At 60.4% G+C, this 24,212-nt stretch carries 22 protein-coding genes; 14 read left to right on the plus strand and 8 right to left on the minus strand.

Translation table 11 applies throughout. The features are described 5' to 3' along the window. The first annotated feature begins 47 nt into the window (after positions 1-47). From BDK61_RS19410 to BDK61_RS19430, 5 genes are read left to right on the plus strand one after another with little or no spacing between them, the layout of a single operon-like run. Positions 48-1,199 (plus strand): PTS fructose transporter subunit IIC, encoded by a 1,152-nt coding sequence (locus BDK61_RS19410; protein ID WP_121304214.1) that lies wholly within the window; start codon positions 48-50, stop codon positions 1,197-1,199. A gap of 14 nt (positions 1,200-1,213) precedes the next feature. Then, positions 1,214-1,690 (plus strand): PTS sugar transporter subunit IIA, encoded by a 477-nt coding sequence (locus BDK61_RS19415; protein WP_121304216.1) that lies wholly within the window; start codon positions 1,214-1,216, stop codon positions 1,688-1,690. Continuing rightward, positions 1,687-1,974, plus strand: a complete 288-nt coding sequence (locus BDK61_RS19420) for an HPr family phosphocarrier protein (protein ID WP_011222763.1) — start codon at positions 1,687-1,689, stop codon at positions 1,972-1,974. The genes BDK61_RS19415 and BDK61_RS19420 overlap by 4 nt, the downstream gene beginning before the upstream one ends. Beyond that, positions 1,967-3,649 (plus strand): phosphoenolpyruvate--protein phosphotransferase, encoded by a 1,683-nt coding sequence (gene ptsP / locus BDK61_RS19425; RefSeq protein ID WP_121304218.1) that lies wholly within the window; start codon positions 1,967-1,969, stop codon positions 3,647-3,649. Before BDK61_RS19420 ends, ptsP begins: the two co-directional genes overlap by 8 nt. Continuing rightward, complete coding sequence (locus BDK61_RS19430; RefSeq protein WP_121304221.1) at positions 3,646-4,077, plus strand: PTS fructose transporter subunit IIB; 432 nt, start codon at positions 3,646-3,648, stop codon at positions 4,075-4,077. Before ptsP ends, BDK61_RS19430 begins: the two co-directional genes overlap by 4 nt. 98 nt (positions 4,078-4,175) lie before the next feature. On the opposite strand, the gene BDK61_RS19435 is transcribed toward BDK61_RS19430, so the two are convergent. Together BDK61_RS19435 and BDK61_RS19440 are read right to left on the minus strand one after the other, a co-directional pair. Then, complete coding sequence (locus BDK61_RS19435) at positions 4,176-5,306, minus strand: alginate lyase family protein (RefSeq protein ID WP_244209915.1); 1,131 nt, start codon at positions 5,304-5,306, stop codon at positions 4,176-4,178. A gap of 60 nt (positions 5,307-5,366) precedes the next feature. Continuing rightward, entirely contained in the window at positions 5,367-6,197 is an 831-nt protein-coding gene (locus BDK61_RS19440; protein WP_121303441.1) for an IS5 family transposase, read from the minus strand. A 45-nt stretch (positions 6,198-6,242) separates the two neighbouring features. Between BDK61_RS19440 and BDK61_RS19445 the strand changes: the two genes are divergently transcribed. After that, positions 6,243-7,151, plus strand: a complete 909-nt coding sequence (locus BDK61_RS19445; protein ID WP_121304223.1) for an NAD-dependent epimerase/dehydratase family protein — start codon at positions 6,243-6,245, stop codon at positions 7,149-7,151. A gap of 302 nt (positions 7,152-7,453) precedes the next feature. On the opposite strand, the gene BDK61_RS19450 is transcribed toward BDK61_RS19445, so the two are convergent. After that, entirely contained in the window at positions 7,454-8,281 is an 828-nt protein-coding gene (locus BDK61_RS19450) for an IS5 family transposase (RefSeq protein ID WP_121304225.1), read from the minus strand. 396 nt (positions 8,282-8,677) lie between these two features. On the opposite strand from BDK61_RS19450, the gene BDK61_RS19455 reads away from it, so the two are divergent. After that, positions 8,678-10,012, plus strand: a complete 1,335-nt coding sequence (locus BDK61_RS19455; RefSeq protein ID WP_121304227.1) for a glycerate kinase type-2 family protein — start codon at positions 8,678-8,680, stop codon at positions 10,010-10,012. 126 nt (positions 10,013-10,138) lie between these two features. Next, a complete protein-coding gene (locus BDK61_RS19460) occupies positions 10,139-11,488 on the plus strand; it encodes a DUF362 domain-containing protein (RefSeq protein ID WP_121304229.1) in 1,350 nt (449 codons plus the stop codon). Positions 11,489-11,712: 224 nt separating this feature from the next. Here the strand turns inward: BDK61_RS19460 and BDK61_RS19465 are convergent, their stop codons facing one another. Beyond that, complete coding sequence (locus tag BDK61_RS19465; protein WP_121304231.1) at positions 11,713-13,893, minus strand: LUD domain-containing protein; 2,181 nt, start codon at positions 13,891-13,893, stop codon at positions 11,713-11,715. A 2-nt stretch (positions 13,894-13,895) separates the two neighbouring features. After that, the gene (locus BDK61_RS19470; protein ID WP_121304233.1) at positions 13,896-14,417 is read right to left on the minus strand and encodes an LUD domain-containing protein; all 522 of its coding nucleotides are present in this window, start codon (positions 14,415-14,417) and stop codon (positions 13,896-13,898) included. A gap of 326 nt (positions 14,418-14,743) precedes the next feature. Here BDK61_RS19470 and BDK61_RS19475 point away from each other — a divergent pair, with 326 nt between their 5' ends. Next, positions 14,744-15,748, plus strand: a complete 1,005-nt coding sequence (locus tag BDK61_RS19475; protein WP_121304235.1) for a HEAT repeat domain-containing protein — start codon at positions 14,744-14,746, stop codon at positions 15,746-15,748. A gap of 603 nt (positions 15,749-16,351) precedes the next feature. Here BDK61_RS19475 and BDK61_RS19480 read toward each other — a convergent pair. The 3 genes from BDK61_RS19480 to BDK61_RS19495 form a co-directional block, all read right to left on the minus strand. Beyond that, on the minus strand, positions 16,352-17,119 hold the full coding sequence (locus BDK61_RS19480; RefSeq protein ID WP_121304237.1) for an IclR family transcriptional regulator: 768 nt from the start codon (positions 17,117-17,119) through the stop codon (positions 16,352-16,354). Positions 17,120-17,330: 211 nt separating this feature from the next. Then, entirely contained in the window at positions 17,331-17,555 is a 225-nt protein-coding gene (locus tag BDK61_RS23755) for a hypothetical protein (protein WP_208644700.1), read from the minus strand. Then, positions 17,552-18,586 (minus strand): galactitol-1-phosphate 5-dehydrogenase, encoded by a 1,035-nt coding sequence (locus tag BDK61_RS19495; protein WP_004965885.1) that lies wholly within the window; start codon positions 18,584-18,586, stop codon positions 17,552-17,554. The genes BDK61_RS23755 and BDK61_RS19495 overlap by 4 nt, the downstream gene beginning before the upstream one ends. A 342-nt stretch (positions 18,587-18,928) precedes the next feature. On the opposite strand from BDK61_RS19495, the gene BDK61_RS19500 reads away from it, so the two are divergent. The 5 genes from BDK61_RS19500 to BDK61_RS19520 all read left to right on the plus strand — a co-directional run bounded on the left by BDK61_RS19500 (position 18,929) and on the right by BDK61_RS19520 (position 24,184). Continuing rightward, positions 18,929-20,374 carry an extracellular solute-binding protein gene (locus BDK61_RS19500; protein WP_121304239.1) on the plus strand — a complete coding sequence of 482 codons (1,446 nt, stop codon included), beginning with the start codon at positions 18,929-18,931 and terminating at the stop codon, positions 20,372-20,374. A 36-nt stretch (positions 20,375-20,410) separates the two neighbouring features. Further along, positions 20,411-21,343, plus strand: coding sequence for a carbohydrate ABC transporter permease (locus BDK61_RS19505; RefSeq protein ID WP_121304241.1), 933 nt, complete (start codon positions 20,411-20,413; stop codon positions 21,341-21,343). After that, a complete protein-coding gene (locus BDK61_RS19510) occupies positions 21,343-22,221 on the plus strand; it encodes a carbohydrate ABC transporter permease (protein WP_121304243.1) in 879 nt (292 codons plus the stop codon). Before BDK61_RS19505 ends, BDK61_RS19510 begins: the two co-directional genes overlap by 1 nt. Before the next feature lie 91 nt (positions 22,222-22,312). Next, positions 22,313-23,473 carry an ABC transporter ATP-binding protein gene (locus BDK61_RS19515; RefSeq protein WP_121304245.1) on the plus strand — a complete coding sequence of 387 codons (1,161 nt, stop codon included), beginning with the start codon at positions 22,313-22,315 and terminating at the stop codon, positions 23,471-23,473. Between the two features lie 57 nt (positions 23,474-23,530). After that, on the plus strand, positions 23,531-24,184 hold the full coding sequence (locus BDK61_RS19520) for a class II aldolase/adducin family protein (protein ID WP_121304247.1): 654 nt from the start codon (positions 23,531-23,533) through the stop codon (positions 24,182-24,184). Positions 24,185-24,212 lie beyond the last annotated feature (28 nt).

The following is a 24,212-nucleotide window of genomic DNA, read 5'->3' on the forward strand; positions in this document are numbered from 1 at the left end:
CACGCTCAAACGTGTATCTTTATATCACACAATAGGCGTAGCTGTCGATGTCGTTGACCATGACAGATCAAAACCGGGCCGAGAGTGCGCTTCGCGCTCACGTAACCTCCGTCAAGGAGGACCTGATGACGGGCGTATCGTTCATGATTCCCTTCGTGACTATCGGGGGTATCTTCCTCGCCGTCGCGTACGCGATAGGGGACACACAGGCAGTGTTCGAGAACACCGGCTCGGCAGGCTGGTTCCTCGCGCAGATCGGCGTAGCCGGGCTGACAATTATGGTTCCGATCCTCGGCGGGTACATCGCGTACGCCATCGCCGACCGTCCGGGACTCGCCCCGGGGTTCCTGCTGGCGTACATTCTCCAGCAGGGAAACGTCGTCGCCGAAGCGGCAACAGTAATCGGTATCTCCGGTGGCGAGGCCGGTGCCGGCTACCTCGGTGCAATCGTCGCTGGGCTGCTGGCTGGGTACGTCGCACGCTTCTTCAAGAACCTCGATGTCCCCGAGTTCATCCAGCCGATGATGCCGGTGTTGCTAATCCCTGTCGCAACGATGGCAGTTCTGACGCCGATCATGTTGTTCGTTCTGGGCGTCCCCGTCGCACTCGCTAACGAGGGGCTGACGTCCTTCCTGCAGTCGATGCAGGGCGGTCAGGCTATCGTCGTCGGCCTCATCCTCGGCGGGATGATGGCCTTCGACATGGGTGGCCCGGTCAACAAGGTCGCCTACGTGTTCGCGACCGGACTCATCACCGAAGAAATCTACGCGCCGATGGCGGCGGTGATGATCGGTGGGATGATTCCGCCGATCGGCCTCGCGGTCTCGAACTTCATCGCCCCGCACAAGTACGCGGCTGAGATGTACGAGAACGGAAAAAGCGGCGTCGTGCTCGGTCTGTCGTTCATTACAGAGGGTGCGATTCCATACGCGGCCGCGGACCCGCTCCGCGTTATCCCGGCTATTGTCGCTGGCAGTGCTGTCGGCGGTGCGACATCGATGGCCCTCGGCGTCACGATGCCTGCGCCCCACGGCGGTATCTTCGTTGTCCTCCTGTCAAACCAGCCGCTCGCATTCCTGGGCAGCATCCTGCTGGGTTCGCTTGTGACGGCTGTTGTTGCGACAGTTATCAAGCCGGACTTCGAGGACCGCGTCGACACCGGGGCAGAGACGAGCAGCACGCAACCAACGGATGACTAATTACGGTGAGTACAATGACAGACGCAATCTCAGCGGACGATATTGAAGAACTGATTCCGGCAAACCACATCTCGCTGTCCGAACCACCAGCGGAGAAGGAGGCGTGTATCGAGTCTCTGCTAGACCTGTTGGTCGACAGTGACAGGGTCGAGGACCGCGACCGCGCACTCGAAGCACTGCTTGAGCGTGAATCGGAGACCACCACGGGTGTCGGCATGGGAATCGGGATTCCACATGCGAAGACTGACGCTGTGAGTCGCCCGTCGCTCGCGTTCGCCCGCTCGCAAGAGGGCGTCGACTTCGGCTCCATGGACGGCGAGCCTGCGACACTCGTCTTCATGATTCTCGTCCCGGAAGCCGGCGGCGAGGAGCATCTCAATATCCTCAGCTCCCTCTCTCGAGCCCTGATGCACGACGACGTTCGGGACCGACTCCACACGGCGGCGGACGAAGCGACCGTTCAGGACGTACTCCGGGAGGCCATCGCATGACGGTCGAGCGCACTGTGACGATTGTTCCAGAAGCCGGTCTGCATGCCCGGCCGGCGTCAGCGTTCGTCCAAGCCGTCAACGACCACGAGGCTGAGGTCTCAGCCGGGCGGCCGGACGATGATCTCGTCCAGGCGGCGAGTATGATCGCCATCACCAGCCTCGGCGTCGGACAGGGCGATGATATCAAACTGGTCGCCGACGGCTCGGATGCAGAATCCGTACTCGATGAGCTGGAACGAATACTGACAACGCCGGAAGCGGAACTGGACACTGACGATGGCTGAACGCACGCTTCACGGGACCGGTGCCACGCCGCGCTCCGGCGTCGGGACAGTTGTCTGGTACGGTCGCGACATCTCGCTCCCGGACCCAGACGACGTGGAAGTCGATCCTGAGACAGAACGCCAGCGGTTCGCCGACGCGGTCGACACCGCCCGCGCTGAACTAGAATCTGAACGTGAGGCGACTGCCGAACGCGTCGGAGAGGACGAGGCCGCGGTGTTTGATGCGCACATCCAGTTCCTTGAGGACCCGACCATTGAGGACGCAGTCGAGACGATGATTGCCGATGGGGGCCCAGCACCCAACGCCGTGGACGCCGTGTTCGGCGAACACATCGAACAGTTCGAGGGAATGGACGGTCGAATGGCCGAGCGCGCAGACGACCTTCGTGACGTGCGTGACCGACTCCTCCGTCTGCTGACGGACGGCGAACGGGTCGACCTCGGTGACCTACCGGCGGGCAGTGTCGTCCTCGCCGAGCGGTTGACTCCCAGCGACACGGCACAACTCGACCCAGAACGCGTCGCCGGCTTTGCCACCGTCACTGGAGGGCGGACGTCCCACGCAGCTATCTTCGCCCGTTCGCTCGCTCTGCCAGCCGTCGTCGGTATCGGGACAGATCTCGACACGCTCGAAGACGGAGCAGAGGTCGTGGTCGACGGCGACAACGGGACCCTGCTGGTCAGTCCTGACGACTCCGAACGAGCGGCCGCAGCGAACGAGTCGGGAGCCGCTGTCGTCAATGATTCAGTCAAAACAACTGACGGACGACACGTCGAAGTGGCGGCAAATATCGGCCAGCCGGCGGAACTGGAACCCGCAGCAAAACGGGGTGCTGACGGCGTTGGCCTCTATCGGACCGAGTTCCTCTTCCTCGACCGCGAGACGCCCCCCTCGGAGGACGAGCAGTACGAGGCAATCCGCCAGGCGCTCGACACGTTCCCAGATGGGCGCGTCGTCGTCCGGACGCTGGATATCGGTGGCGACAAGCGTATTCCCTATCTCGACCTGCCAGACGAGGAGAACCCATTCCTCGGCGAACGCGGAATCCGGCGCTCACTCGCACCGGATTCGGACCTGTTCGCCACACAGCTCCGTGCGCTCCTACGCGCTGCCGCGGATGGGGCGGGGGACCTCGCCATCATGTTCCCACTGGTGGCCACTATCGAGGAACTCGACGCCGCACTCGACGCGCTAGAGGCGGCGGCCGGTCTTGACGACTACGACGCCGACGCCGTTGATCCCGAAGTCGGCGTTATGATAGAAACACCGAGTGCCGCCTTCATGGCCGACGAACTCGCCGCACGAGTCGATTTCCTCTCTATCGGGACGAACGACCTCACGCAATATGTGATGGCCGCCGACCGCGAGAACGAGCGCGTCGGCGACCTGCACGACCCGACTCATCCGGGCGTCCTCCGCGCCATCCAGCAGACAGTCACCGCAGCCCACGCCGAAGACATCTGGGTCGGGATGTGTGGCGAGATGGCAGGTGACCCAGATTTGACAGAGTTACTTGTCGGTCTCGGCCTCGACGAACTCAGCATGAGTGCCGTGACGATTCCGGAGGTCAAGACGGCCGTCAGCGAAACCTCGTACAGTTCCGCGAGCGAGCGCGGGGACCGCGCCCAACTCGCCGCAACGCGCAGCGAAGTCCACACCACACTAGACACATGAAACTCGTCGCAGTCACCTCCTGCCCGACTGGGATCGCCCACAGTCAGATGGCAGCCGAGAACCTCGAACAGACAGCCGAAGGACAGGGTCACGATATCAAGGTGGAAGTTCAGGGAGCGATGGGCGCGGAGAACGAACTCTCCGATTCCGACATTGAAGCCGCCGACGCCGCCATCATCGCCTCCGATACGTCGGTCAGTCAGGACCGATTCAGCGGTGTCCCGCTAATCGACGGAACCGTCAAAGACGCTGTTAACGACGCTGAAGGAATGATTGCTGACGCTGTCGAAGCCGCTGACGGCGACACGCCCGCCACAGAGACCGACGTTGGCAGTTCCGAAGCCTCGGCGGGGCCGGACCAGCAGCGCCGGCGCGGCGGCGATCGCTCGAAGAGCCTCGTTGCGCGGCTGAAGCGTCTGTTCAGTTGAGGCGCGGGTTTTCACACCGAGAAGTGACAGCTCCGATTGACAGACCGAACACGTCTCTGGTCACCAAACTGACCGTCTCGGTAGCGGTCCCGGCTAGCTTATTTGTCCGCATCTAAACAGCTAGACGCTCTGTGGCCACCAGCAGACGGGTCGAGGAGGTACCCGAAGGCCGTCGTCCCAGACTCCGGGCCGGCCTCCAGTTCTAGCGTCTGTCGCTCCTCAGTGACGCCGAACTCAGGGAAGTACTCGGTCGTCGTCGTCCGAACGTCACTGACGCCGAGCGGATAGACGCTGAGTAGGGCCGAGCTCTCGTCACTGCCAGTCGCCCGCACCGTTCCCGAGTCCTCGACTGTGACAGCGACTTCCGGATGGAAGTGGAGTCGGGAGACGCTTGGTTCGGTTTCTGTGTCGGGTCCCTGAAGTTCGTCCCGAACCAACCACCAGTCGTCGCTGGCGAGAATCGTCCTGTCGTGCCGGTACGACGCCGGTGCTGCGGCGGCTGTCTCATAATGCCCCCTGAAGAGAGTTGGGTCGGCCCCCTCGTATTCGGCCGTCGGTTCCGTCCGCGCGCCCATCAGGTACTTGCCGCCGATTTCGATAGGCTCCGTCTCGCCGACCTGAACGGTGTTATGGCCGGCAACGCTTCTGGCGTACTGCCGCCGCTCGTTGTCGGCGTAATCGTACACGCCGGTATCCGTGAGCACGCGCTGTCCGTCGACCCAGAGCAGGACGCTCAGCATGTCGTTGTGGGAGTGACCCGGCAAGTTGGAGGGCCCCACCGGCCCACCGTCTACCAGTAACTGCCCGTGGTCGGTGTCGAGCCAGTAGTACCCCGTCTCGCCGCCCATCGGACTGTGTGACGGGACCGGGCGGTCGTCGGCCCCGAACCCGACGGCCCCGGCGTATCCCAGGCAGGCCGTCAACGGGAGCGACTGCCCGAACACGGCGTCGTTATACAGCGGGAGCCGCTCATCCGGCGGTGAGAGGTATCGCAAGTACGCTACGGCCTGTTTCGTCATCGCTATCAGCCAGTTGGGGGCTGACCGATCACTGGCTGCCAGTAGCGAGCAGGCCGTCACGAACCGCGTTGTAACGATTGCATGGTACATCGGCGACCGTTCATAATGGCCGCCATCAGCAAGGAACTGTTTAGCCCCTGTACGGCCGAGGACAGAGATCCCGTCCGAAATCCAGGACGTGTCAGCCTCTGGGAAAGTGAGTCCAGCCATGAGCAGTGCGAGCCCGTTCTCGATGAGGGGCTGTGTTGAATCGCCATAAGGCGGTGGAATTCACTGTTTGACGGCACGTTTGATGTTATAGACGACACACATCAGGGCGATTTCTCGGAACTCACGAAACCAGGAACGCGCTCGCACGGCGAAGCCGAGCGAGCGCTTCACGGCCGAATTAACGGTCTCAGTCATAGAGCGCTGATTGTAGCGTTGTTTGTCGATTCTGGCGTTGTGAGCGTGGTCGTAGGGAGCGAAGATGCGGTGCTTGATGAGCGGTCTGATGCCGAGTTCACGCAGTGCTTTACGGAGCGCTTGCTTGTCGTAGCCTTTATCGGCCGCTAGAGACCGCAGATCGCCCGCGTTCCGGCGGACGATCTGCTCAGCGAGGTCTGCGTCGCTTCCTTCCCGAGTCGTTGAGCAGTGTACGTCAAGGATTGCTTGGGTCTCTGTATCGACGAGTTTCGTGACTTTCAGCTTCTGGACGCGGTAGCTTATGCGCTGGCAGTAGTGACGGCTCGCTGCTGAGCGTTCGTAGAATGTAGCGTCGATAGCAGCGTGTTTCGATGGGTCGTGCAGCTGCGCCGACTGGCGCAGCAACACTCGGCAGACGCTCATTTCGATTCGGTCGAACGCTTTACACAACGTAGATGGAGAGGGGAGATCGGCCGCGCTGAGGCCGATCTCCCCGATTATTTGTGGCATCTCTTTGAGCAGGTCAATCGTCATCCGGTAGGATGTATCAAGATAGATCCGCAGACAATGCAGGGAAACGATGGCATAGTCGGCGAATCCGCCGCCGCCTTCCGGGGCGGCGGATTCGTCTCCATCACCGGTAACAACTTGAGCAATCGGCACAATCTCACCAGTGAAGCGGGAGATTTGTGTCATAGGCAACCGAATCATCCCGCTTCAACTCTTTTGATTTAGCGACCTATCCCGACGCCGTCTAGTGATTCAACAGAGCCCTTCATCGGGAGCCATCTGGCGTCGGCACTGGCTGTGGACAACCATGTGCGAGTCCTCGACGACTTCTCGACAGGACGGCGGGCGAACCTCCCCGATGACGTGACCGTTATCGAGGGTGACGTTCGGGACAGGGAGACGCTCGATGCGGCGATAGAGGGCGTCGACGTCGTGTTTCACGAGGCGGCGATGGTCAGCGTCCCAGAGTCAATCGAGCAACCGGTCGACTGCCACGAACTGAACGGCACGGCGACCGTCAACGTGTTCGACTGCGCTCGGCGGCAGGACACGCGGGTGGTGTTCGCGTCCAGCGCCGCCGTGTACGGCGCCCCTGACGACGTTCCCATTGGGGAAGACGCGCCAACCGAATCAAATAGTCCGTACGGTTTCGAAAAATACCTAGGGGAGCAGTACGCGCAGTTTTACACCGAGGAGTACGGGCTACCGACGGTTCCGCTACGGTACTTCAACGTCTACGGTCCACGCGGGCTTGACGGAGAGTACGCCGGTGTCATTGGCACATTCGTCCGTCAGGCCCAGGCCGGTGAGCCGCTCACGGTCGAGGGCGATGGGACACAGACGAGGGACTTCGTCCACGTCGACGACGTTGTGCGTGCGAACCTGCTCGCAGCTACGACAGACGCCATCGGCCGGCCGTTCAACGTCGGGACCGGACGGAGCATTAGCATAAACGAACTCGCCGAAACGGTCCGAGACGTCGTCGGTACGGACATCGCGGTCGAGCACGTCCCCGGTCGCGCGAACGACATCCAACAGAGCGAAGCAGACCTCGGTGACGCACGCGAACTGCTCGGGTACGAACCGTCCCTGCCCCTCCGGAAGGGCCTCGAAGTGACGCTCGACGCCGAACAGACGTGAGTCACTTTTCAACGAGCACACCTGTATCGCAAGGACGCTGCGAGAAACCCCATACGCCGACCTCCTCGAGTGCAATGTCTTGTTAGGAGTTTACTTACGATAGCTGTTCGAGGAGGCGATTCTCAGCGGTGGAATAGAATCCAGCTAACGGCTTATAAGACGGTCTTTACCACGTTCGCACATCGAAACCATTCCTTCGGCTGGAGGGGACACACTCACTGCAGACCGGAAAAACCTAATCGATTAGCCGGATATTGGCTCGTTTCAGAGGGCCGTGGTGAATCGCCGGACGTAGCTTGATTTCACTGTTTCAGAGACTGCTTGATGTTGTGAACGACACACATCAAAACGAGTTCACGAAATTCACCGTACCAAGTTCGCGCACGCACGGCGTCGCCGAGCGTGCGCTTAATCGTGGAGAAGACGGTCTCACACATCGCTCGTTGGCGGTATCGAGGCCCATCGATCCGCGCGTTATGCGCGTGATCGATGGGCCGGAACTCACGATGTTTGATTAGCGGTCTTACGCCCTCTTCGCGGAGTTTTTCACGTAACTCCATCCAATCGTAGCCTTTGTCGGCAGCGAGGCTGGCGAGGTCGCCCGCGTTGCGGCGGGCGACCTGCCAGCCGAGCTGTGTGTCGTGGCGTTTCTCGGTCGTACAGTGAACATCCAGAATCGCTTGGCTTTCTGTGTCGACGAGAGCTGTCGCTTTGAGGGTCTGAACCCGGTAATTCGTCCGGCGACAGTAGTGCTTGCTAGCATTTTCTCGGTCGAAAAATGTCGCGTCTATCGCGGCGTGACCGCTCGGCTCGTGCAGTTGCGCCGAGAGGCGCAGCAGCACTCGCCAGAGCGCTGTCTTGATTCTGTCAAACCACTTCACTAGCGTGGAGTGGTCGGGGAGATCGGCCGCGTCGAGGCCGATCTCCCCGAGTATTTGTGGCATCTCGCTCAGCAAATCGAGTGCTTCTCGGTAGGATTTTTCCAGGTAAACCCGGAGACAGTGCAGCGACACCACCGCATACTCGGCGAAGCCGCCACCCCCTTCGGGGGCGGCGACTTCGCCTCGCTCACCAACAGCATTTTTAGCTAACTGGACCGCTTTCTGCGTGAAGCGGGAAATCTTAGACATGAACCATCGGCGGTTTCCCGCTTCATACTCCCAGTTCTAACGGTCGAAACCGGCGCTGTCAAGCGATTCACCAGAGCCTTTCAGAGGAAAACTCATCCGAGAATCTACGTCCTACCAATTTCGAATCACAGTAACCCTGCTGCCGAGTGCCTGTCCGCGTTTTTGGCCGTCTATCTTTGAAATATAGACGCAAGTACCGGATGGAAACTAGTATCCGTTCCACGACCACACCTGTATATGAATTCTAACTATTTATTGGAACCATCGAACACTGTTATCCACACTCTTGCCTGCGACTACCCGACGTAGAACGTTCGATATCAACAGGTGTGGTGCGGAAAACAGTGGAACCCACGACTGAGCCAGACTTTTACTGGTCTGGTCGGAAGCAGTCGTATGATTCGCAACCGAGCCGAGGTCGTTGGTAATCGTGTCCACGAGGTCGCACTCGATTGTATCGAGGCCGCCGTGGACGCGGCCGCGCCTGAGGCGGCCACCAAGTCAGCCATCGGCCGCGAAGACCAGACGCTGACGGTCGGCGGGACGACATACGACCTTGACGAGTACGGCGAGGTCGTCATCGTCGGCGGCGGGAAAGCCGCAGGCGGTGTGACACGGGCGCTTGAATCTATTCTCGGGGACACACTCAGCGGTGGCCACGTGGTCGTCAAGCAGGCTATTGACACCGAAACCGTCCGGAGTTCTGTCGGAGATCACCCGTTACCGTCGGACCGGAACGTTGCGGCGACGGCCGATATTCTCGAAACCGTTGACGAGGCCGATGCGGAGACGCTCATCCTGTTTGTTCTGACCGGCGGAGCCAGCGCGCTTCTATCGGCTCCGGCCGGGGACCTGACACTGGAGGAGCTCCAGACAACGACCGACAGGCTCCTCAGTGGCGGCGTCCCGATTGCGGAGATCAACGCGGTTCGGAAACACCTCTCAGACCTGAAAGGTGGGCAGATAGCACGGCGCGCGGCTCCCGCCACTGTCGCTGGGTTACTAATCAGCGACGTTGTCGGAAACGACCTCTCAACCATCGGTAGCGGTCCCTCAGTTCCGGACGAAACCACGTACGAGGACGCCCGTGATGTGTTCGAACGATACGACCTCACGCCACCGCCGGCCGTTTGCAATTATCTCGAATCCGGGCGAGATGGCCGAGTATCGGAAACGCCGTTTCCCGATGACACAGTCTTTGACCGGGTGACGAACCATCTCATCGGGGACAACGCAACCGCACTTGACGCCGCCGCGGCCGTCGCACGGGAAGCGGGGTACGAACCACTCGTGCTCACGTCTCGCCTGCGCGGCGAAGCCCGCGAAGTGGCGAAACCGCTCGTCGCAATTGCCGAAGAGGCAACAGCGACGGGAACACCGGTCGAACCGCCGGCCGTTCTCCTTGCCGGTGGCGAGACGACCGTCACCGTAACAGGGGACGGCGGACAGGGAGGTCCGAATCAGGAATTTGTTCTCTCCGGTGCACTGGCCCACGACGGCGACGCGGTCATCGCGGCCGTCGACACTGACGGCGAAGACGGAAGCTCCGATGTGGCCGGTGCTATCGCGGATGGGGCCGCCATTAGCGACCGCGAACGGGCCCGCGAGGCGTTGCTTGCAAACGATGTCGGCTCGTACCTCTCAGAAATCGAGGCGACAATTGAAACCGGACCAACCGGGACAAACGTCAACGACGTGATCGCGCTCGCTATTCCGGGCCCAAGCGAGTAACGGAGGCCCCGGTACACGGTGGTTGCTTTCGAGTGGGACTACCGAACTGCTGAGTGACGATAGGGGTGGCAGCCGCAGTTTGGACCGTGGGTCACGTTTATCAATAGACGGACTGATATGCCGCGTATGAACGCATCAGATCAACAGATCGCGGCGGACGCACTCTCGGTCCCGGAAGAGACGATCGTCGACGCCTGCGACGATCCACCGCTCCCCGAATTCGGTATCATCGAACAGAACTGGGAGACAGACCCGATAACCCCAGCACATGTCGCAACACACGCAGCCCGAGCGGCCGAATCCCTGTCCTTTGCGGACGTGCCTGACGGCGGTGAAGTCGCGCTGGGTGTCGGCAGTCGCGGTATCGCGAATCTGCCTACTATTGTCGCTGGTGTCGTCGACGCAGTTTCCGACGCCGGCTACGAGCCATTCGTCTTCCCGGCGATGGGAAGCCACGGTGGCGCGACCGGCGAGGGGCAACGAACAATGTTGAACGAACTGGGCGTGACCGAGTCGACCATCGGCTGTGAAATCCGGTCGAGTATGGACGTGGTCGAGGTCGGACGAACACCGGACCGTAACGTGCCTGTCGTCGCCGATGACAACGCTGTGGCGGCTGATGCAATCATCCCAATCAACCGCGTCAAGCCGCACACGGACTTCGACGGCCCCGTCGAAAGCGGGCTCTCGAAAATGCTCGTCATCGGCATGGGCAAGCAGCGCGGCGCACAGATTGCCCACAAGTGGGCCGTCGACTGGTCGTTTCGCCAGATGATTCCAGAGATTACTGGCCGGCTGCTCGAAGAGTTGCCCATCGTCGGCGGCGTCGCAATCGTCGAGGACCAGCACGACGAGACAACGCTGATAGAGGGCGTGCCGCCGAGTGGCTTCCTCGACCGCGAAGAAGAACTGTTAGAGACCGCCTACGAACTGATGCCGACGCTCCCGTTCGAAGAGCTGGATCTCGTGGTGTTCGACCGTCAGGGGAAAGAAATCAGCGGTCAGGGACTCGATACAAACGTCATTGGCCGCCGACCGTTCTCGATAAACGAGCCGGCCCCAGAGACACCGGATATCAAACGCATCTTCACACGCGGGCTGACAGAGAAGACCCACGGCAACGCGATGGGCATCGGCTCAGCTGATATCATCCATGCTGATATTATTGCGGAACTTGACGCGGAAACGTCGCTGATCAATGCCCTTACTGCAAGCACGATCCGTGGCGTGAAACTGCCGCCGGTGGTCGAAACCGACCGCGCCGGCATCGTCGCTGCGCTGTCGACGATAGGGGTCGTCGACACCGACACCGTTCGAGTCCTCCGTGCAGCCGACACGATGCATCTCCACCAGCTCTACGCATCGCCGGCGCTGGTCGAGGCCGCACGCGACCGTGACGACCTTCGTGTGGTCGAAGACCCGTCACCGATTGAGTTCGATAACGGACAGCTCGTCGCGCCGTCGCTTCGCGAGTAGCTGCCGGTAGCGGACCTGTGGACTTGCACTGCAGAGCATGAACAGGACAAGCAATGGTACATAAAGGTCGTCAGAGCACGGATGCGCGACCTCAGATCCCGGGATCCAATCCGACGTACGCCCCCGACATACAGATGGGTATAAGCACGGTATAAATAACGGGCGTACACGCGTTAGGTGCAATGTTTCCTGCCTGCACGCAAATAACAAGCCGCAGCGGTCGCTTACGTCGCCAACAGCTCGATCGGATGGCGCGGCTGCCGCTCCAGTAGCGCGTCGATCTGCTCCAGACAGGAGGTCCCACTGGCGACGACGGGCCGGTCCTGTACGCCGTCGTCTTCCAACTGGGTCCGGAGCCGGTCGCCAACGTCCATGCTCAGTTCGTAGTAATCGGACTTGTACCCGAAGCTCCCGGCCATGCCACAGCACTCCACGTCGGATGTAACAACGTCGTAGCCACATTCTTCGAGGACAGCGACGGTATGAGCTTCAAGACCGAGTGTTCGCTGCTGGCAGTGGCTGTGATACGCGATTTCCGCGCCGGTGACGGTCGAGAGTGAATCGACGGATGCGCCGTTGTCGAGTAATCCGAAGACGTATTCGAACACCTCGTAGCTGTTCGCCGCGATGTCAGTGAAAGACGACTCATCAAGGAGTCGCTCGTATTCGCGGGTGAACATCGCGTGGTCGCTCGGCTCGATAACGACCACGTCGCGGCCGTCTGCGATATGTGGTTTGAGGGCGTCTGTGACCCGCTCAGCGTGGTCTGTCGCCGTCGCAACCATACCCTGTGATAGCGGCGCGCGGCCGCTGGACGGAGCCGGCGGCACTACCACGTCGACACCCAGCGACTCAAGCACCCTTACCGCGGCTTTGCCCCGCTCTACCTGCACGTGATTGGTGTACAGGTCCGGATACAGCACCGCCCGGCGCTCGGGATTTGTGACCTGTGAGTCACGGTCGCCAGCCCAGTCGACGAGCGTCTCCCGTTCAAACGCTGGAAGGTCTCGGCGCGGGTCGATGCCCAGAACTCGGGACATCGTTTGCCGAGCGAGTGTCGTGTCCGCCAGCCAGTTCGACACCGGCGCGGTGGCGCTGCCCAGTTTCGCCACGGTCTCGAAGTTACCGAAGAAGCGCTTCTGCAGTGGTGCGCCGTCGTCTTCTTCGTCAGGAGTGAGGCCGTCGACGAGCCACTCTCCAGGGGCCTCTTTGTCGCGATTGATGCGGTCCCGGACGACAGTGTTGATCCAGGGAATATCGATACCGACGGGACAGGCATTCACACAGCGCGTACACCCGGTACAGAGGTCATTGAACTCCTCGGCCACGTCCAGCCCTTCGATACCGGCCTCCCAGCCCGTCGCAATGCCACCCGAATACGTCTCCCCGCCGAAGGCGTGGCCGCCGACGCTCTGAAAGTTCGCACACGAGTTCGAACAGGCGGAACATCGGATGCAGTACAGCGTCTCCCGAAGCTGCTCGTCATCTCGCATCCCCAGTCGGCCGTTGTCGATCAACACAAGATGGAAATCGCGGTCGGAATCGAATTCCGACAGCGGTGTTTCGTCGTCGGTGAAATCGACGACCGGCGTGTCAACCGGAGGGGTCAGCAACGAGACGTACGATGTAATGTCCTGCCCGGTGCCCGACCGACCGATGAGTTCGATGAACGGGTGGAGGTCTGCAACTGTCGGAATGACTTTTTCGACGCCAGCGACGGCAACGTGTGTGTCCGTCGCAGCCACCGTTTTGCGAGCGTTGCCCTCACTAGTGACCAGCGCCATCGTCCCGGTATCGGCTGCGATGAAGTTCGCGCCGGTGATCCCGACTTCTGCGTCGATGATCTGCTCACCCAGTTTCTCGCGGGCGAAGTGGGTCAGTTCCGCCGCTGTCTCTAAAGGCTCGTCGGGGTTGAATTGTTCGTTGAACAGCTCCGCGATGCTCTCGCGTGACTTGTGAATGGCCGGGGCGACAATATGAGAGGGGGCTTCGTCGGCGATCTGCAACACCCACTCGCCCAGATCCGTTTCCACTACGTCCACGCCATCCGCTTCGAGCGCTTCGTTGACCTCGATCTCCTCGCTGGTCATCGACTTACTCTTGACGACCCGGTCAGCCGCGCGCTCGTCGGCCACATCACGGATGTACTCGTTCGCGTCAGCGGCGTCGTCGGCGATGTACACTGTCCCGCCGTTGGCTTCGACAGTCTCCGTTAGCTGGTCGAGAAGCTCCGGTAGCTCCTCGATGGCGTCCTCCTTGATACCCCGGGCCGCTCGCTTGAGGTCCTCGTAGTCCTCTAGATCTCCGACAGAGTCGTAGCGTCCCGTGTTGAACCCCTGCGTGTTCTCCGCGATTGCCGCACCTTCGGTCCGCATCAGTTCGCGGATTTCATCGGCAGTCGCCATTGTCAGTCCTCCTCCTCGACGACGATGACGTGGACCTCTTTGGGACCGTGTGCGCCCTTGACCAGCGCGCCCATGTCGGCCGTTGCACTCGGTCCTGTTGCAATAATCGCACTCCCGTTAGTTTCGGTAAACCGCTCGTCCAGTTCTGCCACTGCTGCGTCCATATCGGGCTGGATGTCTTCCTCGTAAAGAATGGCGACGTGGCGCTCGACAAATAGGCTCACGAGTTCACTAGCCTGTTCAGTCATCGAGAGGACGAGTGAGCCGTAATCGCCGACACCGAGTTCGGCCCCCGTTACGCCGGTGGTCGCCTCGCGGAGCGCGGCCGGCGTCGGGTCGACGGTTATCGGCGTCTCCACGAGCGAAAACGTCCCGTCCCCAACCGTCTCGTCGAGCGCGACCCCGACTGCAGGCTCCGTGACTGCTTCCGTAACAGCGGCTTCGAGTTCAGACTCAGAAGTGCTTGAAACTGTCACACCCAGTGCTTCGAGAGCACCCTCGAACGACGCGCGTTTGCTTTCCATCTATACGCGAACCGAAAACCTACATCATCATTTAGTTTTTGTCTGAAACGGGTGACTCATCAGGTGGCCTAAACTGGTTGCACTGTTGATGAACTTGGCTTCTATTACGGTCGCTGCTCATAGAAACGACACTCAGTATATAACCAAATTTTGGTATTCCGTATAGAGATATTCGATAAGTAAATGTGGCAATGATGCATCCACTGCCAGATGATGGCTTAATCACGGTATAGCAGCTTCACCGGTGAGCGGTTGTTATCAGATCGGGCAATAACCGGGAAGCAAGGGGTTTTGTGAGTTCTCTGAGAAGCACCGACAACGGACCGATGGACGACCAACCCAGTGGACCTCCAGAGACAGAGATTGCGACATTACTTGAACAAGGGAACGAAGCTGACGCAGTTGCGGCACTTGAGCGGCTTTCGACAGCCGGACCGGCTACCCAACAGGCGTGCTTGCGGTCACTCAAAGCGGCTGCCGACGAGCAGCCGGAACTGTTCGACGGCGTACTGCCATCGCTCACCGATTTTTTACAGGACAGCGGGCGGCCAACACGGCTCACGACAGCGAAATTGGTCGTCACGATCAGCGAGGGCGCGCCGGACAGCGTGGTTCCGGTTGTCCCAACGCTTGCCGAGCGACTGGCGGATGAGTCAGAGTTCTACTACGTTCGTGCTCGGTGTGCAGAGGCGCTGGGCTACGTCGCCGTTGACCATCCCGACGCCGTCGTCTCGCCTGCGGTCGTGGCAGACCTTCGTATCGGTCTAGAGTTCGACAAACCAGAAGTAACAGAGAAGTTAGCGAAGGCGCTGGCCCACGTTGCCTTGGGTAGTCCCGAGAGACTCCGTTATCAGGTCGACTCACTCGCCGAGCATCTTCACTCGGACAGTGAAGTTGTCCGATATCACTTAAGCACAGCTCTCGTCGTTATCGGGTCTGCGTGCCCCGAACGGCTTGCAGACGCCAGGGAAGCACTCGTCTCGTGTCTCGAAGACAAAAGCAGATACGTCCGTGGGCGAGCGGCCGAAGCGCTGGGGTTGCTTGCCGGCACTGATAGCACAGAATCGTTTCCGCAAACACAACTTGACGATCTCACCGTTGCCGAGGAATTTGTTGCAAAACGAGCGCAATTCGCTCTGTCCCGGCATCGCGGGACGGAATCTGAGAATGGATTCACAGGCATAGCCACGAGAGATGCAATCCGCACGCAGACAGCCGAGATTGTTTCGGAAATCCGGACACCAGAAGGAGTTGATGGATGTCCACACTGCGGGCTTTCACTCCCCGAATCCGGCCCTCCGCTGTGCCCGGGCTGTGGCACCCCATTGTGAGGATACGGTCGGTTTTCCTGCAGTTTACACAGAAATCGCATGTCTCAGTCTCTGGCAGGGCCACGGTTGCAGTAGGTTCTCTGGTGCTGCGTCGTCTCGTAGCGGGACACATCAGATACATCTACTTCCGTGGGAGACCGGACATCGCCAGTGGACATACCGACTTGGATAAGACAAATATATATCTAGCATTTCTATACTCAACTTCGGGACATATGTCTTGAGTCTACATCATTATAGGTTTATATTTGATGAGAGGGCGAAGTTAGGGACCAATAGCCGCTGTGTAGCTGGTTCGGCTGTCCTCACATGGCACCTTGCTATTCAAACCTGCTGTGTGTTCTGCTATAGAGAACAGCACGCGATTGACAGCAGTGGCATTCACGCGGTGATGCTTGATCTCACAGTCAGTGGAAGGGAGGATAAAGTAAGCCACGATCCCTTGGTGAGATTGCGTCTGATGCCGAGGTGACCGCGAACAATCCTTTCAACGCATGAAGATCAGGCGTCGCCGGTAGCGGTGTGTAGCAGTGAGGTCGTTTGTCCACTTCGATGGCGGCCACCGATAGAATAACAGTGGTACGTCCGTTATTCCAGAATCTCTTAATTCGATGTAAGGGCCACCTGAATGGATTTTGTCGTGCTGAGGACTTGCCCGGTGATATCTTCCCTGAGGTATCGGCCGTTCAGGCGTTCAACAGGGCCAGCGATCCCCAGCGCAGCGACCCGATTGCCACTGACATCAGGGAGCGGGGCGGCAACACCGATGATCCCTTCGTACTGTTCTCCTCTGCAGAACGCTATGCCGTCGTCGCGGATTCGGCGCAGTTCCTCGGCGAGTTCGTCCTGATCTACGATCGTGGCGTCAGTCGGCGCAATAAGTTCCGTCTCATCGAGAATCGATTCGACGCGGTTACTCGGAAGCGACGCCAACAATGCCTTTCCCATGGCGTTGACGTGGAGTGGCAACCGTTCGCCCGCGTGGAACGGGGTTGACCAGCCGTCCTCAGGTTCGGAGATCGACACCGGGACACCGGACGTTTCTTCGAGGACAAACAGCGTCGTTGTCTCCCCTGTCGCCGTCGCGAGGTTGTCCAATTGCTGCTCCGCTGCCTGATAGAAACTGAGCCCGTCACGCGTTCGCTCACCGAGAGCCAGCGGGCGGAGCGATGCCTCATACTTCTCTGCGCGCTTGACAACGTATCCAGCCGCACGCAACGTCGAGAGATGGTTGTGAGCGACGCTCTTGGATACCCCGACGGTATTGGTAACCTCTGTCACACCGATGGGTCCCGTCGCGTTGACAAGCGCTTCGAGGATAGCAACGGACGTTTGGGTTGCTTCGACCGCATACTGTGGTTCGTCAGTCATTGGGTATCATTTCAACTTATGCTGTGAAAAGTCTGTTCACTAGAGCAGAACAGTCATGGTTTTGTGAACTAGTAACACAAATTATTCTACATTATCTATTGGCCCAAACGAGATTGCTACGATGTCTAACTGCCGAAATTTATTCGTTCTGCTCTACAGAACAGATGTGTTCAGCTCGCAGCTAACTCACGAACGCGTAGAAACATTCGCTTCAGGGCGGCCAGGCTACTCCAGGTGCATCAGAGTCGTGGACGGTTCCGCGGAGCGCGGACACAAAAGCGGCTGGGTCCGCAGTCTGCCAGACGCTGCGTCCCATCACTAGAACGCGGGCCCGCAGGTCTTCAAACCCGACGATTGCGCCCATTCCGAGACCGTGGTCAAGCGCCACGACGACCGCATTTCCGGACGCAGTATCAAGGAAGGCGTACTCGCTCACTCGGAGTCCCCTGGAACGACTACTTTCTTCAGTCCCTCAGCGTTGCCCATCCGTTCAAACGCTGCTGGGAGGTCGTCAAGCCCGATACGTTCGGTGATGAGCGTCTCTGCGTCGATGCGTTCGTGTCTGAGCAGTGTTATCGCTCGCTCGAAGTCCTCGGTCGTCAGGGAGAACGAACCGCGGTAGTCGACCTCGTCGAAGAAGACATCGAACGGACTGACTTCCATCGTCGCTTCCTGATCCGGGACGCCGAAGATGAGCGTCGAGCCGCCGGGCGCGGTCACAGCGTTAGCCTGCTTGATTGTCGGGACGAGCCCGATGGCCTCAGCGCCGACGTCGACCGGTCCACCGGCCGCCGCCGGGATCGCTTCCTCGGGATCTTCTTCGTTGGGGTCGATGACGGCATCTGCGCCGAGGTCGGCGGCCAGCTCTCGCCGTTCGTCATCGAGTTCGGAAACCACGATTGGAGCAGCGCCCGCGTTGCGGAACGCTTGCAAGAGTAGCAAGCCGATCGGGCCAGCGCCAATAATACCGACACTGTCTCCCGGTTTGATGTCAGTCTGTTCGACGCCGTGAACACAGCAGGCGAGCGGCTCGGCGAGCGCGGCCCGCTCGAAGGACATATCACCGATGTCTTCGACGTTGATAGCCGGGACGCGGACGTAGTCGGCGAAGGCACCGTCGAGAATGGTGTCACCGGCACCACCGATGCTCGTGTTGTTCTCACAGAGGTGCGTCTCACCCCTCTTGCAGTACGAACAGGCGTTACAGGGGACGGTGGGGTTGATTGCGACGCGGTCACCGACTGCGAAGCGATCGACGTCAGCACCGACTTCCGCGACGGTCCCGGCACCTTCGTGGCCAAGGACCAGGGGTGTCTCGGCTGCGAAGGTGCCGTGATACATGTGATAGTCGGTCATGCAGACGCTACAGGCGCCCACCTGAACGAGAACCTCGTCATCCGCAGGGTCCGGTCGGTCACGCTCTTCGACAGTAATTTCGCCGTCATCAGTCAACGTGCTGGCACGCATCAGTCGTCCTCCAACGGTCGGATCGCGGTCGTCACTGCAGCAGTACCTCTTTCGTGAGTTGGTGTGGGTCGGGTCATGGGTGGTCTGGGCCGTAGCCCGTTGTCACTAGTCCAACTGAGCTGGACACACAGCGGACTTGGCTACGATCCGTACTCCCGATATTTTCGGACCGCGTATTAAAATCTTGCCACGGTTCCCCGTACTCCGGAGACAGATGAGTTCGTGGATGGGGGCTTCCGTACTGTATATCGTCTGTTCTCGCCCAGTGAGATGGGTATTCTACCTTACAGATGATTACCTTTATTATGCATCGGTATTTCGATAGTGACGAGGCAAACTGGCATGACCAACTCCAACAGGCGGAAGTTCCTGAAAGCGACAGGTGTCGGACTACTCGGCGGCCTCGCTGGCTGCACACGAGGCGGCGATAGCTCGGGCGGCGACGGGAGCGACGGTTCGAGCGATGGAAGCGACGGAAGCGGTGGCAGCGATGGCGGAACCAGCGGCAGCGACGGTGAACTCGCAATTCCGCTCAGCGAGTACGAGGACGCCGATATCGACTGGCGACAGTTCGAGGGGTCCTCGATCAACATCGGAGCCGTCCAGCACCCCTGGGTTTCGGCCATCAAGCCCGCAGTCCCCGTCTTCGAGGAACTGACCGGAATCGACGTCGTCTGGAACGTCCTGCCCGAACAGCAGTTCCGAACCAAGCGCCAGACAGACGTTAGTACCGGCGCCGGGCAGTTCGACGTCTTCTACATGGATCAGGTCGTCAACCAGTTCCGTGAAGAGGGCTGGATACAGCCGCTCGACCCGTTCTTTGACGACGACAGTCTCTTCGACGAGGACTGGTACGAGCCCGACGATCTCTTCGAGGCGTCGCGCTGGCAGGCCCACGGTGGCGGCTACAGCGACACGTGGACCGGGATGCCGATTACCGTCGAAGTTCAGACGCAGTTCTACCGCGAAGACCTCTACGACAAGCACGACCTGGAGGTCGCGGAGACGCTCGAAGAGTTCCGTCAGAACGCACAGACCATCCACGAGAACGAGTCCGACGTCGTCGGCACCGTCGGCCGTGGCGACAAGGGGTACGGGATGAACATCTACATCCTCAACACGTTCCTGCGCCAGAACGGCGCGGAGCTCTGGGACAGTTTCCCGGATGATTCCGGCCTCGACTCCGACGGCGTCATCAACGCGGCGGACTGGTACGTCAGCCTGCTGCAGGACTACGGTCCCGAAGGGGCCTCAACCCAGACCTGGTCGGACGTGCTCTCGACGATGCAGGAAGGGCGCGCCGGCCACATCGTCTCCGACGCAAATCTGTTCTGGCCCGGACTCACCGGCTCTGACTCCTCGGTCGCCGACAACATCGGTATCGCGAAGGCTCCCAGCCCGGCTGACGGCCAGTTCTCGCCCAACGCGTTCAACTGGCAGATTTCCACGTCCAAGAACGCACAGAACTCCGAGCAGGCGTTCCTGTTCATGGTGTGGGCGTCCTCGCAGCCGACCAACACCTGGATGCACGTCGAGGGCGACGCCGCCTTCTCCGTCCGACAGTCCGTCTGGGAGAACGACGAGTTCCGCTCTCGTGTCGGCGAGAACTTCGCACAGGTCACCCTCGAATCCCTGCAAGCGGCGGCACCGGACCCGTTCGACCGGAAGTACCCCGAATGGGGACAGCGGTACTCCGAGGAACTGCAGCGCGCCATCGCCGGGCAGAAGTCCGCTGAGGAAGCGATGACTCAGGCGGCGTCCATCGCGGAAGACATCTACAGCAATTAAATCTAAGCCACACCTGCGCCACAACACATCCCACAAATGAGTACACCAACGCAAACGGAAACGACATCTCAATCGACCTTCGCTAGGCTGCGGGACCTGTGGAACGACTACCTCCCGTACTGGTTCATGGCACCGATGGTGGCGGTGATGGTGATGATCACCTTCTTCCCCGGTGCCTACGACCTGTATCTCAGCCTGATTGCGGAGCCGACACTCGATGTATTCGCAGCTGATTTCGTGGGGCTGCGTAACTTCGAGACGGCGTTCACCCGCGGCGGTGCGATCCACTCGTTCGTCATCACGATTACTGTCGTCGTCAGCGCGCTGCTCCTCGAAACGGCCCTCGGGTTCGTCCTGGCCGCGCTCGTCGCCGGCGTCGGCTCCAACCGGGTGAAGTCGTTCTACCGGGTGTTGTTCATCATTCCGATGGCCGTCGCCCCCGTCTCGCTCGCGACCATCGGCCGGATCATGCTGAACAGCGAAATCGGCATCATTCCGTACATTATAAACACCGGCACGCCATTCGCAGCGCCGAGTTTCCTCTCTGAGGTCCCGCTGCTGACGGTGATCCTGCTTGACGCGTGGAACTGGACCCCGTTCATGTTCATCATCTTCTACGCCGGCCTCTCGTCGGTGCCGAAGACGCTCATCGAGGCCTCGCGGGTCGACGGCGCGCCGATGTGGCGGCGCTACGTACACGTCATAATCCCCTACATGAAGCCCGTCGTCTTCGTCGCGACGCTCATCCGGTTGATCGACCTGTTCCGGACGTTCGGCGTGGTGTACGGGCTCACGGGCGGCGGTCCCGGGACGGCAACCCAGCTCGTGAGCATCAACATCTACGAACAGATGTTCATCAACAACCAGATGACCGTGGCCGCAGCAATCGCCATCGTCTACCTCGTCCTCGTCGTTGCACTGTGTAACGTCATCATTGCGAAGGTCGGCTTCGAGGGGGTGTGGGACTGATGGCGACGGCGGATAGCGACTCCGCGACCGCGTCACAGCGACTCGACAAGGACACGCGGAAGACGCTCGTCACGGTGGTTCGACACACTATTCTCCTGACGTGGTCGTTCATCGTGCTGTTCCCGCTGTACTGGCTCGCTTCGATGTCGCTGAAACCGCCCGGAACAGCGAACTCGCTGCCGCCTGACTGGATATTCCTGCCGACGGTGTACAACTACATCCAGCTGATTCAGGACTCGGGGTTCGTCGCAGCCTTCGCCAACAGCCTCGTGATGGTGTCAGCGTCGGTCGTCCTCGTCTTGCTCATCGGCGTGCCCGCCGCGTACGTCCTCTCGCGGTATGACATCCCGATGGAGCGGGACGTTCTCGTGTGGATACTCTCTTCACGGATGCTCCCGCCCATTGCCGTCGTGCTCCCGTTCTTCATCATCTTCCGAGAGCTCAATCTGTTCGACACCCGCGTCGGGATGGTGCTGATGTACGTCAGCATCAACCTCTCGCTCGTCGTCTGGGTGATGAAGGCGTTCTTCGACGGCATCCCCGAGACCTTAGAAGAGGCCGCCCGCGTCGACGGCGCGACCCAGTTCCAGGGCTTCAGGAAGGTCGTTCTGCCGGCGGCCAAGCCCGGCATCTTCTCGGTCGCCATCATCAGCTTCATCTTCGCGTGGATAGAGCTACTGTTCGGACTCGTGCTGACGAGCTTCGAGGCTGTGCCGGTGACGCTGTTCGTCTACTCGTTCATCGGCTCGCGCTCGATCGAATGGGGAATGCTCGCGGCCGCCTCGACGGCGATGATCGTTCCGGTCGTCATCTTCCTCATCGCGGTCAACAAGTACCTCGCGGCCGGTCTCAGTTTCGGCGTGGTGATCAAAGAATGACCACGCTGTCCACACCTCGACAGGTATCGCTCGCAAACGACGCCCCTGCGGCGGCGGTAGCTTCACTTAGCCGCACATCGGAGAGAAAATAATGGCAAAGATCACAATCGACGACGTTACGAAGCGATTCGGTGAGGGAGATGAGTCAATCGTCGCGGTTGACGACGTCTCGCTGGACATCCGCGATGGCGAGTTCATCGTCTTCGTCGGTCCGTCCGGGAGCGGGAAGTCCACGCTCATGCGCATCGTCGCAGGGCTGGAAACGCAAACCGAAGGCGACATTCACATCGGCGACGACCTCGTCAATCAGCTCGGCCCGCGAGCCCGGGACATCGCAATGGTGTTCCAGAACTACGCGCTATACCCCAACATGACCGTCGAAGAGAACATGTCCTTCGGGCTGAAGATGTCGACGGACATGTCCGCCGACGAGGTTGAAGAAGCCGTCACGTCCGCCGCCGAGATGATGGACATCGACATGCTGTTGGACGACAAGCCCGGCGAACTCTCCGGGGGACAACAACAGCGTGTCGCGCTCGGCCGCGCTATCGTCCGTGACCCGAACGTCTTCCTGATGGACGAGCCGCTGTCGAACTTAGACGCGAAGCTTCGGGCGGAGATGCGGACCGAGATCAACCGGCTCCAGAACGACCTTGACGTGACCACGCTGTACGTCACCCACGACCAGACAGAGGCGATGACGATGGGCGACCGGCTTGTCGTCCTCAACTACGGGGAACTCCAGCAGGTCGGGACGCCGCTGGAATGTTTCTACCGTCCGGCCAACCAGTTCGTCGCCGGCTTCCTCGGCTCGCCGTCGATGAACTTCTTCGAGGGCAACGTCGAGGGCGGAACGCTCCGCGCGGACGGCTTCGACTTCGACCTGACCAAGCGGATGCAGTCCGCTGTTAGCAGTCGAAACGAACTCGTCCTCGGTATCCGGCCGGAGGACATGACGCTTCACGACCGGGCGAACTCGGGCCACGAGTTCGAGGCCGTCGTCGACGTCGTCGAACCGATGGGGAGTATCTCCTACGTCTATCTCCGGGCGCGGTCACAGAGCCACGACCAGACGTTCATCGTCGAGACGGACGGCCAGCGCCCGATCAGCGAGGGCCAACACGTCTACGTCGAGATTCCGGATCGGGACGTACACCTGTTCGACGCCGCCAGCGGCGAGACGATCCACCAGCGCCAGCTCGGTGACGACGCGGAGATAGCGCTCGAAGAGCAAATAAAACCCGCCGAGTGACGGCGATACCCGTCGTCGCCTCACTCGCCGCAACCGACAGTTATCGACACACGACACATGACAGCTCAAGATATTCCACACTACGAGACGCGTAACGCTATCTGCGAGTACGGCCGGAGCCTGCTCGACGACGACCTGACAACCGGGACTGGCGGGAACCTCAGCGCCCGGCTCGACGAGAACCACATCGCGATCAGCCCGTCGGGAATCCCCTATGGAGAGATCGAACCGGAAGACGTTCCGATCGTACACACGGACGGCACTGTCGTCGAGGGCGACGTCGACCCGTCGACGGAGCTGCCGATGCATCTGGCCGTCTACCGCGAGCGACCGGCGGTCGGCGGCGTCGTCCACACCCACTCGCCGTACGCGACGACGTTCGCCTCGCTTGGGGAGGCGATACCGGCATCGCACTACCTCCTCTCGTTCACCGGAACAGAGGTGCCCGTCGCCGAATACGAAACGCACGCGACCGAGAGACTCGGCGAGGCCGCCGTCGACGCGCTGGGCGAGTCGTTCAACGCCACGCTGTTGCGCAACCACGGCGTGCTGACCGCCGACGAGTCGCTGGACGACGCCTACACGGTCGCGCTGATGGTCGAGTACTGCGCCCGCATCCACCATCAGGCCCGGGCCATCGGCGAGCCGGAGATCCTCCCGGACGAGGAGATCGACCGGCTGGCCGATAAGCTCGACAGCTACGGACAGTGACCACTCGTGCGAACCACACCTGAGAGCA

It is taken from the genome of Haloarcula quadrata, assembly GCF_003634715.1.
In the GTDB taxonomy this organism is placed as follows: Archaea; Halobacteriota; Halobacteria; order Halobacteriales; family Haloarculaceae; genus Haloarcula; species Haloarcula marismortui.